We start from the raw sequence: 16,932 nt of genomic DNA on the forward strand, positions 1-16,932 counted from the left end.
GCGTCCGATGAAGCCCGTTGAAAATCATTCGTCGGTGCGATCCAACAAGTCGAGAAGGGAGTCGATGCTCTCGGTGTCAAGGCGCTCAGCGAGAAGCCGCCGGAACACCTCGTCCCCGAGCGCATCCCGCTGCTGGGCCAGCCAGCTCAGGCACATGGAAGCCTGCGGTGCCTGGAGCTCCAAAAAGATGGCCAAGCCGTTCAACGTATAGACGACCGCCTCATCAGCCCGACGGGTCTCGGTGTACAAGATGCCGATCTGTGTGAGCGAGATGGCCATGCCCGCGCGGCTGCCCAGGTCCTCATCAATGGTCAGAGATCGGCGGTACCACTCCAGCGCCTGGTCGTATTCACCCCGCTCCTGAGCGATGATGCCGAGTTGGTGGTAGCTGGTGGCCATGCCCGCCCGATTGCCCAGTTCCTCCTTGATCGTCAGGGATTGGTGGTACCACTCCAGCGCCTGGTCGTACTCACTCCGCAGTTGGGCGATGATGCCGAGTTGGTGGTAGCTGGTGGCCATGCCCGCCCGGTCGCCCAGTTCCTCACGGATGGCCAGGGACCTGCGGTACCACTCCAGCGCCTGGTCATACTCATCCCACTCCTGGGCGATCATGCCGAGCTGGTGGTAGCCGGAGGCCATGCCCGCCCGGTCACCCAGTTCCTCCTCGATGGCCAGGGACCTGCGGCACCACTCCAGCGCCTGGTCATACTCACCCCGCTCCTGAGCGATCCTGCCGAGTTGGTGGTAGCTGGAGGCCATGCCCGCGCGGTCGTCGAGTTCTTCCTTGATGGTCAGGGATTGGTGGTACCACTCCAGCGCCTGGTCGTACTCACTCCGCAGTTGGGCGATGATGCCGAGTTGGTGGTAGCTGGAGGCCATGCCCGCGCGGTCGTCGAGTTCTTCCTTGATGGTCAGGGATTGGTGGTACCACTCCAGCGCCTGGTCGTACTCACTCCGCAGTTGGGCGATGATGCCGAGTTGGTGGTAGCTGGCGGCCATGCCCGCCCGGTTGCCCAGTTCTTCGTCGATGGCCAAGGATTGGTGGTACCACTCCAGCGCCTGGTCGTACTCACCCCGTAGTTGAGCGATCATGCCGAGGTGGTGGAAGCCGGCCGCCTGCTGGCGGCTGCCTGCGGCGAACCAGGACAACGTCTCCTGGTAGAGCTGCTCTTCCCATCCCCACGCCCCCCAGGCATGCAACCGCCGGCACACCCAATCGGTTGCCCTCGCAGCCTGCTGCAGATCCCCTGCGGCGTGATGGTGGTAGCGCGCCTCCACCATGTCATCCACACGCTCGCGGCGGTTCTGTGGCAGCACCTGCACCCGCCACCGCCAATACTCCGCCGCCGCCCGATGCGCTGACCCCATCTGCTCCGCTGGCGTCAGCTCCGGACGGGCCAGGGTGGCAGCCGTCCACCGATGCACCACAAACGCCGCACCGTGCTCCTCATCGGCCAGCGGGACCACCAACCCCAACCCCGCCAGCACCCCCACCGCCGCATCCACCCCCGACGGCTCACAAATCGGCGGCACCCGCCACCCCATCACATCCCGAGCCGTCTGCTCGGCCTCCTGGGCCGACAAGCCCAGATCCTCCACTCCTGCGTGCGGATTCTCCCGCCGCGCCAGCTTCAGACGCTCATCCAGACGGTTCAACCGCTCTTCCACAGCCGGATCGGGGTCTGCCGGGGTGCTCACCGGCCAGGCCAGACCCGCCCGGTCCACCGGGCACCGGTACACCGACACCCCCACCAGCACCCGGCGCGCGAAATCGTCCAGCACATCCAGCAGGTCACCCACCAGCGCGTCATCCACCGCCAACGTGACCGCCTCGGCCACCACCCCGTTCAACCGCTCACCACTAACCGAGACCCAGGCTCGGTCCACCTCCGTGGCACCGGCCGAGACCTGGGCCGAGGAGGCGACCCGGTCACCACCCGCGTCCGGCACGTCATCGGAGCCCCAGTCCTGCCTGCTCAGCCACCCGGACGGATCGGCGATCCCCCGCCGCCGCAACAGCCGTTCCAGACGCTCCCGTACGTCGGCGAAGCGTGCCTGGCCGCCGCGCAGCAGCGCGTCCACGTATTCAAGCGTCCGTGGATGACCGCCCACCATCACCCACGCGCGCTGCTGGTCCTCCACCCCCAAAACGTTCAACCCCGGCAGCCGCCACATCAGCTTGCGCGCCTCGGCCCACGACAACGGACCCAGATGGTGAGCCATCAGCCCACGCTCGGCACCCTCCGGAAGCTCGAACGGGAAGCGGCTGGTGACCAGGAGTTTCGTCTGCCGCGATGTGGTGACCCAGGCGGCGAGGAACGCGGCGAGTTCCTGATCGAGGAAGGCGAAGTGCTCGTTGACGTCGACGTTGTCCTCGAAGTTGTCGAGCAGGAGAGTGATCGGCGGAGCGGCCACCTTGAGCCTCAGCTCGGCGGGCACTTCGGCCAGGGCCCCGCCGAGCGCGTCGAGGCGTACCTGCCAGGGGAAGTCCAGCCGGCGCAGGAACTGGGTCAGCTCGCGCAGCGGTTCGGCCGGGGCGCCGGCCGTGGCGGTGGCCGCCAGCAGCTTGTCCGCGACGGCGCCGAAGATCTGGTCGGGGCTGGTGCGGCCGACCAGGGACACGACCAGCCCGGCGTCGCCGCCGAGCCGTCCGAGGAGTTCGGCGGCGAGGCTGCTCTTGCCCACCCCGCCGATGCCGTGGAGCAGCACGCCGGGATGGTGACGGAGGGCGGCCCGCAGGATGCGCAGTTCGGCGCGCCGGCCGACGAAGTCGCCGACCGCCCGCACGACCACGCCCCGGTCCAGCATGACGGCACGCGGCGGCTTCACGTTCGCGTCCACACCGTCGCTCACGTCGTACAGCGGCAGCGACGGGCCGCGCAGGAACAGAGCCGGGGTGGCCCACTCTGCCAGGTCGGCGTCCGGGCTGCCCGCGGGCGCCGCCCGGCGGGTCTCCTCCAGGGTGCGGCGGGCTTCCGACAGCGCGGTGAGCACGTCCGGCTGCGGCCGGACGGCCAGCTCCCGGTATAGCGCGCCGGTGAGCATGCTGGCGTAGTCGTCGGTCACCGGAGCGGTCATCGCCAGGACGGCCGGGACGCCCGCCGCCGACAAGCCCCGCGCCAGCCCCGCGAGCGCAGCCTCCCCCTCGGACGTTTCCGGGCCCGGCAACTCGTCCAGCGAAGGCTCGCCGCCGTGGGATGGTTCCAGATCCGGCGACTCCTCCAGCGACGACATGCCGTCGTGTGACGGCTCCGAACCCGACGGCTCGTTCGGCGAAGCCTCGGCGTCGTCAGGCGTTTCCGGGTCCGGCGGCTCGTCCGATGAGGATGTGCCGTCGCGGGAGGTTCGCCGGGTTGGCGCGGCGTCTTCGGTGATGGTGCGGACGTCGAGTGCGGTGGAGCATCCGGACAGGACGACCAGCGGGACGCCCTGGTCGCGGGGGATCGCCCTGGCCAAGCGGGTGGCGGTGACCTCGTCGACACCGCCACGCTCGTCCTCCATCAACAGCACCCCGGGGCCGGCGTGACAGGAGATGTGCAGGACGTGGAAACGTTCCTGCTTGAGCGCGTCCTGGACGGCCGACAGGGTGCCTTCGTTCAGGATGCGCACGTGCGCGGCCGCGTGGCGGCGGGCGTCGTCCACCGAGTCGAGGATGCGGCGCAGCTCCGCCTCCAGGTCGAGCAGCGGCCCGCCGCCCGGTCCGTCGGGCGCGGCGACCACGGCGAGGATCCGCAACGGAGCCCGGATGCCGATGGCGGGGATGTCCCCGTTCGCCGGGAGGTGCCGGAACAGGTCCACGTGCGGATGAAGGACCAGCGGCTGCTCGTGGCCGGGCGGCACCAGCGTCTCCCACGGCAGTTCGGCCAGGTCGTCCTCGACCCGCAAGCCGAGACGCAGCGCGCTGTTCCGTCCCGCCGCGTCCTCTACGGCGGTGGCCAGAGCGTTCCCGGCCGGCCCGTCGAGGAAGACCCCTCCCAGTCGGACGCCCACGTCGCGCAGGACGGCGTCCAACCGAGCGCCTCGGCGTCCTGACAAGGCTCCGTCCTTGGTGGGGAGTTCGGTGGACCGCCCGTCACGGACGCGGTCGAGGTGCCATATCCGTTCTTCCAGAGTGTGCGTGATCTGTCCTGGTACGTGCCTGGCCTGCGGTCCTTCGTCGGCCGGGCCGAAGGCCACCTCCGTCCCGCCGATGTGCAGCAGGACCTCTCGTGCCCCCTCAGGCCGGTGATGCCGGAAGGATCGGAAGGATTCGGATGACTGGTCGGAATCCGTGGCTCCACCGAGGGCCGGTGGGCCGCGGAGCACCTCCACCAGTTCGCGGTAGGGCCGCTCCTGGTTCTCGCCGCGGAAGTCGAGCGCGCGGCGGGCCGCGGCGAACGGGCCGATCGGGACGTCGTCGAGCAGGGCGGGGATGAACCTTCGCTCGTCGGGACCGGTGAGCAGGGCCGCGTACTTGGCGGCCGTCATCGGATCGGCCGCGGTGGCCCGGCTGTAGACGAACACGGTGGTGGACGAGGCGCCGATCAGCTCTTCGATGCGGCTGATGATGACGTCGCCTGGAAGGTACCTCTCCAACGCGGCCTGGAGCCCGTCCTGCGACAGCCGGGCCTGGAGGCGGCGGGCCCATTCGAGGTCGTCTTGGGCGTGCACGATGAACACGTCGTAGGTCGCGCTCGCCGGCCGCTCGCCCATCCCGCCCCGCTCGCCCATTCCGTCGCGCCCCTCGATCCCCCCGCGTCGTCCCGCTCCTCGAAGACCGAAGTCCCCGCCCACTTCGTCCTGCTGTCGAAAACGGCAGTCCTCGCATGCTTCGTCCCGCCGTCGAAGATGGAGGTTCCCCGCCTGCTTCGTCCTGTCGCTTGGACGCCTGTACTTGGCGATCGGTTTTCCTGTTTTCCATAGTGGACTCGATTCGGCTACATACCGCCACCGTCCGCCTACGGCACTTAGCCTGATTGGCATGGACCTGGCCGGTTTGGCGCTCACCCTGGTCGGCACTGTCGCGGGCATCGCGGGCGCCTACTTCGCGTGGGTGCCGATCAGGGGACAGCTGTCGCGCAGGCGTGCCCGACGGCAGGGCCTCGGAGCAGCGGCAACGGCGGCCAGCCATACCACCACCGCTTCTTCCACGAGCGCGAGTTCTCCTACGAGCGCGAGCCCGGCCGCCTCGGTGAACACGACCTCCGCGACGGTGTACGACGTGTTCGTCTCCTACTCCCACGACGACGCGAAGCTCGTGAAAGACCTGGTGGAACGCCTGCGGCACCGCGGTATCCGAGTGGCTCTGGACGAGGTCTTCATGAGGCCCGGCACGCCGCTCGTCCACGGGATCGAGAAGACCATCCGCGAGTCGGCACACGGGCTGCTGGTCTTCAGCCATGCCTCCATGGCCAGCGGCTGGGTCACCAACGAGTACTACATCCTCATCCAACGGTCGATCGAGACCGGCCAGCTGTTCATCCCCGTACGCACCGACGACGTGCCGCTGCCGGAGTTCGCTCGCACCCGCTTCTACTCCGACCTGTGTGATGTCGGCGACGACGTCTTCGACGAACGGATGGACCAGCTCGCCGAAGCGCTGCGGGCCGCCTCGTGACCGACGTCTTCATCGCCAGTGCGCCGCAGGACGAAGCATGGGTGCGCTGGCTCGCCGACCGGCTGCGAGAGACCGGACTGACGGTGACCCACCGGGAGGTGCTGGCCTCTCCGGGCGCGCTGATCGTCGCCGCGTTCGAGCAGGCGATCGGCGCGGCCGGGCAGGGCATCCTGGTGTTCAGTCGCGCCTCACTCGCCGACGGCTGGGTGCGCGAGGCGTACGAGAGCCTGATGCGCCGCTCGATCCAGGACGGCCGGCGGTTCATCCCGGTGCGCATCGAGGATGTCGACCTGCCGGAGTTCGCGGCCAACCGCTTCGCCGTGGACTTCTCCCAGGTGGACGGGCAGGAGGCCGACCGGCGGCTCGCCGAGCTGGTACGCGCCCTGCACGGGCAGGCTCCTGTGCCGGTACTCGGACCCGCGCGGCGGCCGGGGACGAAGGTCAGGCCGGACGGCCCGCGCCACTGCGTCCTGCGGATAGCCACCGACCGGGTGACCCTGCTGCCTGGCACCGGGGAACCGGTGAGCGACGCGGTCAAGACGAGTCCGCGGCTGGGGGAGCTGGACTGGCGGCTGGCGGCGGCACGGGACCGGGGCGTCCTCGTCACCCGCGGGGTGCAGGCGGCCGACGGGGTGGAGACGCTGCTCGCCGAGTACGGCAGGGAGCTGGGCGCCGCCTTCCTGCCCGCAGCGGTCGCCGACGCGCTCGTCGCCGAACTGGACACGGCACGAACCCAGGCCGCTGGCCTGCGCCTTGGCCTGGAGATCTCCGAGGAACTGGCCGACCTGCCGTGGGAGACGTTACGCGTACCGGGCCAGATGGAGCCGCTGGCCTTGCAGTCCCGCGTTCAGGTGTTCCGTAGCGTAACCAGTGCCACCGCGGCGCCGGTGATGGCCGTCAACGGCCCGCTGCGGATCCTGGTCGCGATGGCGGCGCCGCAGGGTGACGGCAGCGGTCCGCAGCTTGACCTGGAAGCGGAGCTCGGCAAGATCCTCGACTCGGTGGAGTCCGCGCGCCGGGGATCGCGCGGCAGGCCCGGGGCGTACGTCCGGATTCTGAACCAGGGCACACTGGAGGCGATCCGCGAGGCGCTGCTGCAAGAGCGCTACCACGTCCTGCACATCTCCTGCCATGCCTCCGCCGGAAAGCTGCTCCTTGAGGACGCCGACGGCCGGGTCGACAAGGTCACCACCCAGCGGTTCATCGACGAGGGGCTCCCCGACAACGCGAGCGTCCCACTACTCGTCCTGTCCGGCTGCTCCACCGCCCTCACCCCGGCCGACCAGGCCGGTCAGCCGGCACCCCACGAAACCGGTCAGTCGGCCCCCGGGCACACCATCCAGCCGGCATCGGACGAAGCCGGCCATCTGGCACCCGGCCAAGCCGGTCAGCCGGCATCGGCGGATCTGACCGGCCTGGCGCGGGGCTTGTCGGCCGCAGGGGTCCCCGCCGTCCTGGCGATGACGGCCCCGGTGACCGATCCCTACGCGACGGCGCTGGCCGAGTCGCTCTACTACGAGCTGGCCGTCCGCGACATCCCGGAGGTGCTGCCCGCCTTCTGTGACGCGCGCCGCCGATTGGAGCAGGCCCGTCGGAGGCTGCCCCCGGGGACGTTGGGGGCCTCTCTGGTGGAATGGGCCACTCCTGCGCTGTTCCTGCGCGGGCCATCCCTGCCGCTGTACAACCCCGATGACGGTTTCGAGGACATCGCTCCACCGGTCGACCCGCAGTTCGCTGACGGGGTGCCGTTACGCAAGGTGGGCGAGTTCGTCGGCCGTCGCGCCGAGATCCGCACCGCCGTGGCCGCCTTGCGTGCGGACGGGGCGGGCGTGCTGCTGCACGGAATCGGCGGAGTGGGCAAGAGCAGCCTGGCCGCCGAACTCCTGCGCCGCCTCGGCGCCGACGCGGGCGTGATCGTGTCGGCGATCAGCCAGACCAGCCCCGACCAGCTCCTCGACGAAGTCGGCCGCACCCTGCTCGCCACCTTCGACGACGAGGGGATCCGGCGCCTCGCCGCGTACATCCGTCAGCCGCAGGAGACGTGGGCGGACCGGCTCAAGACGCTCGGCGCCCTGCTCACCCAGGTCCCCGTGACCCTGCTGCTGGACAACTTCGAGGACAACCTCGTCTACGACCAGGCCACGTGGACCGTACGGGACGCGGAACTGGCCGCCTTCCTGACCACGTGGATCCGCATGCGCGGACGCCACAAGCTGCTCGTGACCAGCCGTTTCCCGGTCGTTCTTCCACAGAGTGCGGAGGGGCGGTTGGTGGTTCGTCACCTGGGTCCGTTGTCGTGGGCCGAGGCGCGCAAGCTGATGTGGCGTCTGCCGGGGTTGAACGTTTTGGGGGTGGAGGACCAGCAGCGCGCGTGGGTGATGGTGGGCGGTCATCCACGGACTCTTGAGTACGTGGACGCGCTGCTGCGCGGCGGGCAAGCACGCTTCGCCGACGTGCGGGAGCGTCTGGAAGGGCTGTTACGGCGGCGGGGAATCGCCGATCCGTCCGGCTGGCTGAGCCGGGAGGAGTGGGCATCGGACGGCGCGCCGGACGTAGGTCGTGATCGGGCGGCATCGTGGGTCCAGGTCTCGGCCGGCGCCACGGAGGTGGACCGAGCTCGGGTTTCGGTGAGTGGTGGGCGGTTGGACGGGGTGTTGGCCGAGGCGGTCACGTTGGCGGTGGATGACGCGCTGGTGGGTGACCTGCTGGATGTGCTGGACGATTTCGCGCGCCGGGTGCTGGTGGGGGTGTCGGTGTACCGCCGTCCGGTGTACCGGACAGGGTTGGCCTGGCCGGTGAGCACCCCAGCGGACCCGGATCCGGCTGTGGAAGAGCGGTTGAACCGTCTGGATGAGCGTCTGAAGCTGGCGCGGCGGGAGGATCCGCACGCGGGTGTGGAGGATTTGGGGTTGTCGGCGCAGCAGTCTGAGCAGGTGGCGCGGGATGTGGCGGCGTGGCGGGTGCCGCCGATTTGTGAGCCGTCGGGGGTGGATGCGGCGGTGGGGATGCTGACGGGGTTGGGGTTGGTGGTCCCGCTGGCAGATGAGGAGCACGGTACGTCGTTCGTGGTGCATCGGTGGACGGCGGCCACCCTGGCCCATCCGGAACTCACCCCGGCGGAGGATGTGGGTTCGGCGCATGGGGCCGCGGCAGGGTATTGGCGGTGGCGGGTGAAGGTGCTGCCACAAGACCCACGCGAGGATGTGGATGACCTGGTGGAGGCGCGGTACCACCATCACGCCGCTGGCGATGTGGATGCGGCAGCGGCGGTGACCGACTGGGTGTGTCGGCGGTTGCATACCTGGGGGGCGTGGGGGTGGGAGGAGCAGCTTCACCGGGAGACGTTGTCGTGGTTCGCCGAGGGCAGCCGCGAGCAGGCGGCCGGCTTCCACCAGCTCGGCATCATCGCTCAGGAGCGGGGTGAGTATGACCAGGCGTTGGAGTGGTACGGCCGATCCCTGACCATCAAGGAGGAACTGGGCAACCGGGCGGGCATGGCCACCGGCTACCACCAGCTCGGCATGATCGCTCAGGAGCGGGGTGAGTATGACCAGGCGTTGGAGTGGTACCGCCGGTCCCTGACCATCAAGGAGGAACTGGGCAACCGGGCGGGCATGGCCGCCGGCTACCACCAGCTCGGCATGATCGCTCAGGAGCGGGGTGAGTATGACCAGGCGCTGGAGTGGTACCGCCGGTCCCTGACCATCAAGGAGGAACTGGGCAACCGGGCGGGCATGGCCTCCGGCTACCACCAGCTCGGCATGATCGCTCAGGAGCGGGGTGAGTATGACCAGGCGCTGGAGTGGTACCGCCGGTCCCTGACCATCGAGGAGGAACTGGGCGACCGGGTGGGCATGGCTGGCGGCTACCACCAGCTCGGCATGATCGCCGAACTGCGGGGTGAGTATGACCAGGCGCTGGAGTGGTACCGCCGGTCCCTGACCATCGAGGAGGAACTGGGCGACCGGGTGGGCATGGCCATCTCGCTTGCGCAGATCGGCGTCTTGTACACCAAGACACGTCGGGCTGATGAGGCGGTCGCCTATACGTTGAACGGCTTGGTCATCTTTTTGGAGCTGCAGGCACCGCAGGCTTCCATGTGCCTGAGCTGGCTGGGGCGGCAGCGGGATGTGCTGGGGGACGAGGTGTTCCGGCGGCTTCTCGGTGAGCACCTCGATGCCGGGAGTGTCGAAAACGTCGTCGCTGCCCTTCCCTTGGCTGAGGGGTAGTGCGCTGTCTACGAACGTTCGCGGGTCGGGCGCCGTACGGCGGCGCCGGAATCGCCGTACAACGCCCCCCGACCCGGCGCCGATCACATACAGCGTCACACTGGGTGAAATTCGCGCTCGGTGGTGGTCTTGTCCAGTGTCATACCGGGGCGACCAGTGCCATGCCAGGGAGGAGTCGCGCTCGGTGCTGATTCGGTTCAGCGCTGCATCGGGTGAGGTGTCGCGCTCGGCGGTGGTTCTATCCAGTGGCATACCGGGGGTGAAGAGTCGCGCCTAGCGCCGATTCGATTCAGCGCTACATCGGGCGAAGAGCCGCGTCCTGCGGTGGTTCCATCCGGCATCACACCGGGTGAAGAGCCGCGTCCGGTGAAGGCACGTGGTCATCGCATCAGGTGTCGCCGAGGGGGTGGGCGGGGTGGAAGGTCATTGTGGCGTGGGAGGCGGTGAGGGTGAGGAGGGCGCGTTTGGGGAGGCCCAGTTCGCTGAGCTCCTTGGCGATGGGGTGGTTGCCGAGCCTGATCAGCGCTCCGCCGGGACGGGTGCGGACGCCGCGGGGGCGCATCGTCCAGGGAACGCGCCGGGTCAGGCCGTCCAGGCGCGTGTAGGCGTCCGTGGTGACGGGGCCGCCCCCGAGCATGGAAAGGCGCAGCCCGAGGTTCCCGGGCAGGGGAAGGCTAAGGCCCGGGTCGCAAGGGCCGTCGGGGGTGGGTAGGCCGGGGCCGCCTGGGTTGGGAAGGTGGAGGCGGAGGCCGCTGGGGTTGGGCAGGCTGGGAACGGGCATGCCGGGGCGGATCAGGAGGTCGACGACGAGGCGGCCGTCCTTGCGCAGTATGCAGCGCTTGTAGGGGGAGGACAGCCGGAGGTCGACTTCGGCCAGTTCCTTGGGGAAGCCCCAGATGGAGCGGCCGGCCTCCAGGGTGAACCCCTGGTCGACCGGAAGCCAGTGGACGAAGCCTCCGGCGCCGTGCAGGCGTACATCCTTGAGCCCGGACAGCGTGCTCCGCGTGGGCGGGCGGGCGGCGTGCGGGGGACGGACGGCGAAGCCCATGCCGAACTCGTTGTAGGACCCGAGGTCGCCGTCGGTGTAGCGGATGAAGCCGAGCGCGCACAGGGCCTTGCCGGGGAGGACCTCGGTGACGTCGAGATCGGCGTAGGCGAGCACCGCGCGGGCGGCGTCGGCCCGGACGAGGTACATGGCAGCGCAGATGGCGGCGTCCCGTACCTCCACCGGCATGGTGACCCGGCGTCCCTGAATGAGATGGCTAGTCACAATGTCCAGTACACCAATCAAGCATGCGGGACGCCAGCCGATGGGGAATCGCGCTCGCCGGCTCGCCTCGTGGGTCGGTGGCGGAGCGTCGGCTCAGGGGGAGAGAGGCGGAAGCGAGGCGGGCCAGGGGAAGGCCGTCGAAAGGGCGGTGCAGGGGCGGTGGGAGGGCAGGGGAGGGCGTCTGCGGCCGGTGAAAGGGCTGTTGGAGAGGCACCGGGCGTAGTGGGCGGGCGGTGGGAGGGCGGTCCGAGGGGGTGGGAAGGCAGTGGGGAACGGTGGGGGAGGCGAGCGGGGGCGGTGGCGAGCGAGGGGTGGGGGCAGGGAGGATGGTCAGGCTAGGGCGGCGTGGTGGAGGTTGCGGGCGGGGGCCGGGGTGGCGGCCCATTCTTCGAGGCGGGCGACGAACTCGCGGGCGTGGTCGGGCCAGTGGTACTGGCCCCGGGCCTCGGCGTACCCCCGGGCGCCCATGACGGCCCGCCGCTCGGGGTCGTCGCGCAGCCGCAGCACGGCCTGGACGACCGTGTCCACGTCGCCGTAGGGGACGATGACGCCGCAGTCGGCGCGGCCGACGATCGAGGCGGCCAGCGGCAGCGGCGTGGTGATCACCGGTAGGCCCCTGGCCATGTACTCGATGACCTTGGTCGGCAGGGACTGCCGGTAGTTGGGCACGTCGTGCAGCAGGGATAGCCCGGCGAGGGCCCCTTGGGCCATGCGGAGCGCGTGGTTGTTCGGCACGTACCCGAACCAGTCGAGCAGGCCTTCGCGCTGCGCGTCGCGCAGGGACGGGCGGATCGCGGGGTCGGCGGCGCCGATCAGGTCCAGCCGGATGCCGTGCGGCCGGAGCCTGCGCGCCAGCTCGATCATCTCCAGCGCGCCCCTGGCCTCCGACAGCTGCCCGATGTACACCACCCGGTTGGCGCCCGGGAGCTGGGGCGGCGTCTCGGGGACGTACGTGGTGTTCGGGATCACCGGGTGGTCACCGGCGAAACGGTCGCGGTAGGCGGACTCGGCCAGGATGAGGTGCAGCCGGCGCTCAGCGCGGCTCTCGATCCGGCGGAGCACACCCGGCAGCATCCGGCGGGCGGACGGCGGAAGGTAGGTCTTGGTGTCCAGGGCGCCCACGATGTCCTCGTGCACGTCCCACACCGTCGTCGGGCGCCGCCGCGGCAGGGCGAACAGCAGCTCGAGGTCGTGCACCAGCAGCAGGTCGGCGTCCTTGACGCCTCGACGGAGCGCGCCGCGCGCCGCGTTCAGCGCGTGGCCGCGGCGTATCCCGACGGCGCGGGGCACGTCGATCGCCCGGATCTCCTGGGGCGGCGTGACGTTGCAATGGGTGAACGGCGCGACGTAGGTCACCTCGTGCCCGGCGTCGAGCAGCGCGCGGATCTGCCTGTGCATGATCCGCGCGTCCTCCGGGTGGTGGACGATCGTGCCGACACATACCTTCATGCGTCGATGTTGCGCGGCGTTCCCTTCTTGTCCGGGTGCGGACCGTGAATCACGGAGGAAATGCCGCTGAACATCCGCCGCTACGTGGTCGCCTGCTTGGTCTGGCCGGACGGTCTGCGGTAGAGCCAGGTGAGGCGCGGCTCGAGCAGCCACTTGAACACCGTGCGCGTCTCGGGCAGGCACAGGACGATGGCCAGGGCGAAGGCGCTGCTCAAGATCGCCATGACGCCGAGCGGGCCGTGCAGCCAGGGGAAGCTCAGCCAGCCCATCTCCTTGGCGATCATCACCGGGATGCCGTGGAGCAGGTAGCAGTAGAGCGTGCGGGTGCCGAGGTCGGAGAACCAGGTGTTCCTGCGCGGCACCAGCGCCAAGATCGCGAACGAGACCGCCAGCGCGGCGACGAGCAGTCCGGCGCGCATGCCCATGCCCACCCACCACGACAGGTGCAGCTCGGCGTAGCTGTCCTTGAAGTACACCGGGTCGAGCGGCACGTGCGGGGCGATGAGGATCGCGACGCCCGCCGCTCCGACGAGCACCACGACGGCCACGATCTTCACCCAGACGCGGTTGAGCATCTCGAAGTGGTGCGGCTGCATCCACAGGCCGAGCACGAAGAACGGCATCAGCCCGAAGAAGCGGTCCATGCTGAAGTCGCCCGGCAGGTCGGACAGGCCGGCGAGCAGGTAGACCGCGATCGCGATCGGGAACGGGTGGCGCATGCGCTTCCACACCGGCGTCGACAGCCGCCACAGCAGCAGGGCGAGCAGATACCAGTTCAGCCAGGCCGGGTCGATGATCGTCAGGCTCCACTTGTGGCCGAGCGCGAAGCGGAGCACGGCGTAGCCGACCTCCACGATCACGTACGGCACGAGGAAGGTGTCGACGAGCTTGTTCGTCTTGGCGTTGGAGTTCCAGAAGTTCCGGCTCAGGTAGCCGCTGATGACGACGAACAACGGCATGTGGAACACGTAGATGAACAGGTAGGCCGAGCGCGAGGAGTGCGCCGACAGCGTCGGCACCAGCGCGTGCCCGGCCGGCACGAGCGCGATGAGCAGGAACTTCACGTTGTCCAGGTACGGCTCGCGGGGCCGCTTCGCCGGCTTGGCCGACGGGGCCTCCTCAGGAGCGGAGTCGTCCCATTCGTCGGCCTCGTCGCCGGGACGCTGGCCGTGGCCGGCGGGGCTCTGGCCGTGGCCGGCGGGCCGTCGCTCCGAGGCGGAGGCGGACGCGGGCGTGCCGGGGCCGGGACGGCCCGGCGGTGTGGCCGGGGCCGCCTGCTGGGTCGCGGGTCGCTGCCAGTACGAGAAGCCGTCCGACGCGTCGCCGGACGCCGGCGCCTGCGAGCCGTGCGGGCTTGAGGATGACGGCAAGTTGTGCGGGCCCGAGGACCACGGTGAGCCGTGTGCGCCCGAGGACGACGGCACGTTGTGCGGGCCCGAAGACGTGGAGGGGCCCTGACCTGCCGGGCGGTCGTCGCGCACGGGACGGTCGAAGGTGAACGTCTCGGGGTCGTCCTCGGCGGCCGTGCCGGCGGCGCTCGTCGTGCCGCCGGCGGCCGTGGTGCCGTCGGGGACCGGCCAGCGGGGCTCCCGGGCGAGCTCGCCCGTCGGGGGCCGATGACGGTCCCAGGCGCCCGTCGGCGGCTCGGCGTAGTCGGGGACGGGCCACCGGGCGGTGGGCGCCTCCTCCTCGCCGGTGCTCGCACCGGTGTCCAGGGCTGGATCGATCGGCGCCTGTCCTCGTTCGTCGGGCGGGGCGGCCTCCCCGGCGTCGGTGGAGACGCCGGGGGTGCGCGAAGCCGGAACCTGGAAGGAGGATCTGGTGTCACTCACGGGGGAAACGCTCAGCTATCTGTCGGGAGACCAGGGGTAGCTTCTGACTGCGGCGGGCGCCCTCGGCCGATGTGGCGGAACGGAACGCGGGGACACGCCCTGCCAGATCATCCACCCTAACGTGCCGATCTTCAAATGTCGCGACGGAGTCGAAACTTCGGCTTGCTGGGCCATCTGACAATCCCTGCCAAGTCCAGTCAAGGCCCTCCCGTTCGGGCTGCCTCCGCGCCGCCTCACACCTTGCGCCGGAGCACGCGGTGGACGGCCGCTCCGGCCAGCGCGAGCGACAGCGCGGTGAGAAGGGCGGTCTCGGTCCACTGGAACCGCCAGAACCGCGTGGGCGGGTGATAGTAGATGGCGAACCGGTAGCCCTTGCCGAAGAGGCACTGCTCGTACGCTCGCTGACCGCGGTCGCTCTGCCCGGTGTCCGGCCGGTGGAGGCAGACGCCCGCGGGCGCGTCCGTCAGTTCCCTGCCGGAGGGGTCGACCCAGGCGGCGCGCACCAGTCGCGCGTCGGAGTCGGGGAGCACGGTGGTGCCCGTCAGCAGGGTGCGCGCCGGCTCGGCGTAGTGCGCGCTGAGACCGAACAGGGTGAACATGGTGACCGCGATGCCGGCCACGACGAGCGCCATCGCCGGGAGCGTCCGGCGGAACAGCACTCCCGCCGCCGTGCCGAGGGCGAACGCGTACAGCCACCACGCCGCCGGCACCACGCCGACCATGTTGAACACGCCGAGGTTGCCGAACGACCGATCGATCCCGTCCCAGAACACCCGGCGCCACAGGCTGATCATCGCCGACAGCAGCAGGCCTCCGGCGACGACCATCCCGCCGAGAACGGCGAGCTTCGCCGTGAGCCAGCGGCCGGCGGACACCGACTGCGTCCAGGCGAGCTTGTGCGTGCCTCGCTCGTACTCCCGGCCCAGCAGCGGCGCGCCCCAGAACGCGCCGATCAGCGCGGGCGCCACCAGCGGCATCCAGCCGTAGATCGTGTAGATGGCGTAGTAGCGCTCGCTGAGCGCCGCGGTCAGGTCCCAGCAGGCGGGTGCGGGGCCGGGGCAGCCGGGCGGCGCGTTGCCGGCGACGTAGAGCTTCGCCTCCACCGCCGACCCGAGCAGGAGCAGGCCGAGCACGGCCAGCAGCCCGGCGGTGACGAGGATCTGCGCTCGGTGCTGCCGCCAGGTCAGCCAGATCACGCGCTCACCTCCGCGAGCCGGGGCAGGGCCGCGCACTGCGGGTTGCGCAGGTAGGCCATCACCAGCTCTTCCAGGCTCACCGGCCGGGCGCTCCAGCGCGGGTCGGTCACCGGCGCGCCCCGTACCAGGAGCCTGACCCGCGTCCCGGTGCGGACCTCCTCCACCACCGCGGTCCTGGACGTGACGCCGCCGGCCGCCTCGGCCGGCCCCGACAGCACCTGGTGCCCGGCGAGCAGGTCGTCGATGTCGCCGCTGACCTGCACCGTGCCGCCGTTCAGTACGACGAGCCAGTCGCAGGTGTCCTCGAGGTCGGCCACGACGTGCGAGGAGATCAGGACGGTCGTCCGCTGTTCCGCGACCTCGACCATGAGCGCGCGCATGACGTCGTGCCTGGCCAGGGGGTCGAGGTTGGCCAGCGGTTCGTCCAGGGCGATCAGGTCGGGGCGTTTGGCCAGCGCGACGGTGAGCGCGACCTGGGCCTGCTGCCCGCCCGACAGCCTGCCGACCTTGCGGTCCAGCGGGATGCCCAGCCGTTCGAGCCTGCCGATCGCGTACGGGCCGTCCCAGCCGGGGTTCAGCCGGCGTCCGAAGGCCAGCGTCTCGGCGACGGTGAACCCCTCGTACAGCGGCTTGTCCTGGGCCATGAAGGCGGCCTCGCCCGCTACGGAGATCGTTCCTCGGGTGGGAGCGAGCAGCCCGACGATGGCGTGGAGGAGCGTGCTCTTGCCCGCGCCGTTGGGGCCGACGAGGGCGGCGACCCGCCCTGCCGGGATGGCGAGCGAGCAGTCGCGCAGCGCCCACGCGCGCCGGAGGCGGACGCCGAGACCGGTCGTCTGGAGTGCGAGGGTCACGCGATGCCCTCCCGGAACGTGCCGGCCATCGCCTGGGCGAACAGCGTCTCCATGTCCTCGCGGTCGAGACCGGCGTCGCGTGCCTCGCGCACCCACGCGTCGAGGCCGTGGCGCAGGCCGGCGTGACCGGCCAGCCGGGCGCCGCCGATCGAGCGCTGGACGAACGTGCCGAGGCCGGGCTTTCCGGTCACCAGGCCCTCGCGCTCCAGCTCGCGGTACGCCTTCAGAACGGTGTTGGGGTTGATCGCCAGGGCGTCGACGACCTCGCGCGCGGTGGGCAGCTTGTCGCCCGGGCGCAGTGTGCCCAGCCGTAAGGCCTGTTTGACCTGGTGAACGAGCTGGAGGTACGTCGAGACGCCTGATCCGCGGTCGAGATGGAAGTCGAGCATCGAGCCGGAAACACCCCTTCACTATATGAGTAGTGAAATAGTGTTGGACGAGCTCCGCGCTTGTCAACGCCACCGGTGTCGCGGAGGTGGCCCCTCGGTGCGCTCGGTGCGCTCGGTGCG

9 protein-coding genes are annotated in these 16,932 nt (G+C 70.3%); 2 read left to right on the plus strand and 7 right to left on the minus strand.

Annotated elements, in window-relative coordinates; translation table 11 throughout:
• Positions 1-24: 24 nt before the first annotated feature.
• Positions 25-4,710, minus strand: a complete 4,686-nt coding sequence (locus ACFO60_RS12325) for a tetratricopeptide repeat protein (protein ID WP_380840184.1) — start codon at positions 4,708-4,710, stop codon at positions 25-27.
• Positions 4,711-4,960: 250 nt separating this feature from the next.
• Here ACFO60_RS12325 and ACFO60_RS12330 point away from each other — a divergent pair, with 250 nt between their 5' ends.
• On the plus strand, positions 4,961-5,596 hold the full coding sequence (locus ACFO60_RS12330; protein WP_380840185.1) for a toll/interleukin-1 receptor domain-containing protein: 636 nt from the start codon (positions 4,961-4,963) through the stop codon (positions 5,594-5,596).
• Complete coding sequence (locus ACFO60_RS12335) at positions 5,593-9,825, plus strand: tetratricopeptide repeat protein (protein ID WP_380840187.1); 4,233 nt, start codon at positions 5,593-5,595, stop codon at positions 9,823-9,825. Before ACFO60_RS12330 ends, ACFO60_RS12335 begins: the two co-directional genes overlap by 4 nt.
• 388 nt (positions 9,826-10,213) lie before the next feature.
• On the opposite strand, the gene ACFO60_RS12340 is transcribed toward ACFO60_RS12335, so the two are convergent.
• The 6 genes from ACFO60_RS12340 to ACFO60_RS12365 all read right to left on the minus strand — a co-directional run bounded on the left by ACFO60_RS12340 (position 10,214) and on the right by ACFO60_RS12365 (position 16,812).
• Complete coding sequence (locus ACFO60_RS12340; RefSeq protein WP_380840188.1) at positions 10,214-11,095, minus strand: acetoacetate decarboxylase family protein; 882 nt, start codon at positions 11,093-11,095, stop codon at positions 10,214-10,216.
• 330 nt (positions 11,096-11,425) lie between these two features.
• Positions 11,426-12,544 (minus strand): glycosyltransferase, encoded by a 1,119-nt coding sequence (locus ACFO60_RS12345; protein ID WP_380840190.1) that lies wholly within the window; start codon positions 12,542-12,544, stop codon positions 11,426-11,428.
• 80 nt (positions 12,545-12,624) lie between these two features.
• Positions 12,625-14,376, minus strand: coding sequence for an acyltransferase family protein (locus ACFO60_RS12350; protein ID WP_380840192.1), 1,752 nt, complete (start codon positions 14,374-14,376; stop codon positions 12,625-12,627).
• 233 nt (positions 14,377-14,609) lie between these two features.
• A complete protein-coding gene (locus ACFO60_RS12355; RefSeq protein ID WP_380840194.1) occupies positions 14,610-15,572 on the minus strand; it encodes a hypothetical protein in 963 nt (320 codons plus the stop codon).
• Entirely contained in the window at positions 15,569-16,423 is an 855-nt protein-coding gene (locus tag ACFO60_RS12360; RefSeq protein ID WP_380840195.1) for an ABC transporter ATP-binding protein, read from the minus strand. The genes ACFO60_RS12355 and ACFO60_RS12360 overlap by 4 nt, the downstream gene beginning before the upstream one ends.
• Positions 16,420-16,812 (minus strand): GntR family transcriptional regulator, encoded by a 393-nt coding sequence (locus tag ACFO60_RS12365; protein WP_380840197.1) that lies wholly within the window; start codon positions 16,810-16,812, stop codon positions 16,420-16,422. The genes ACFO60_RS12360 and ACFO60_RS12365 overlap by 4 nt, the downstream gene beginning before the upstream one ends.
• Positions 16,813-16,932 lie beyond the last annotated feature (120 nt).

The organism is Sphaerisporangium dianthi (genome assembly GCF_042654065.1).
Taxonomy (GTDB): Bacteria; Actinomycetota; Actinomycetes; order Streptosporangiales; family Streptosporangiaceae; genus Sphaerisporangium; species Sphaerisporangium dianthi.

What these genes read in the sequence shown, in the direction of transcription:
- ACFO60_RS12325 (WP_380840184.1), bottom strand. Translation starts at nt 4,710, where the DNA reads ATGGGCGAGCGGGGCGGGATGGGCGAGCGGCCGGCGAGCGCGACCTAC.
- ACFO60_RS12330 (WP_380840185.1), top strand. Translation starts at nt 4,961, where the DNA reads ATGGACCTGGCCGGTTTGGCGCTCACCCTGGTCGGCACTGTCGCGGGC.
- ACFO60_RS12345 (WP_380840190.1), bottom strand. Translation starts at nt 12,544, where the DNA reads ATGAAGGTATGTGTCGGCACGATCGTCCACCACCCGGAGGACGCGCGG.
- ACFO60_RS12365 (WP_380840197.1), bottom strand. Translation starts at nt 16,812, where the DNA reads ATGCTCGACTTCCATCTCGACCGCGGATCAGGCGTCTCGACGTACCTC.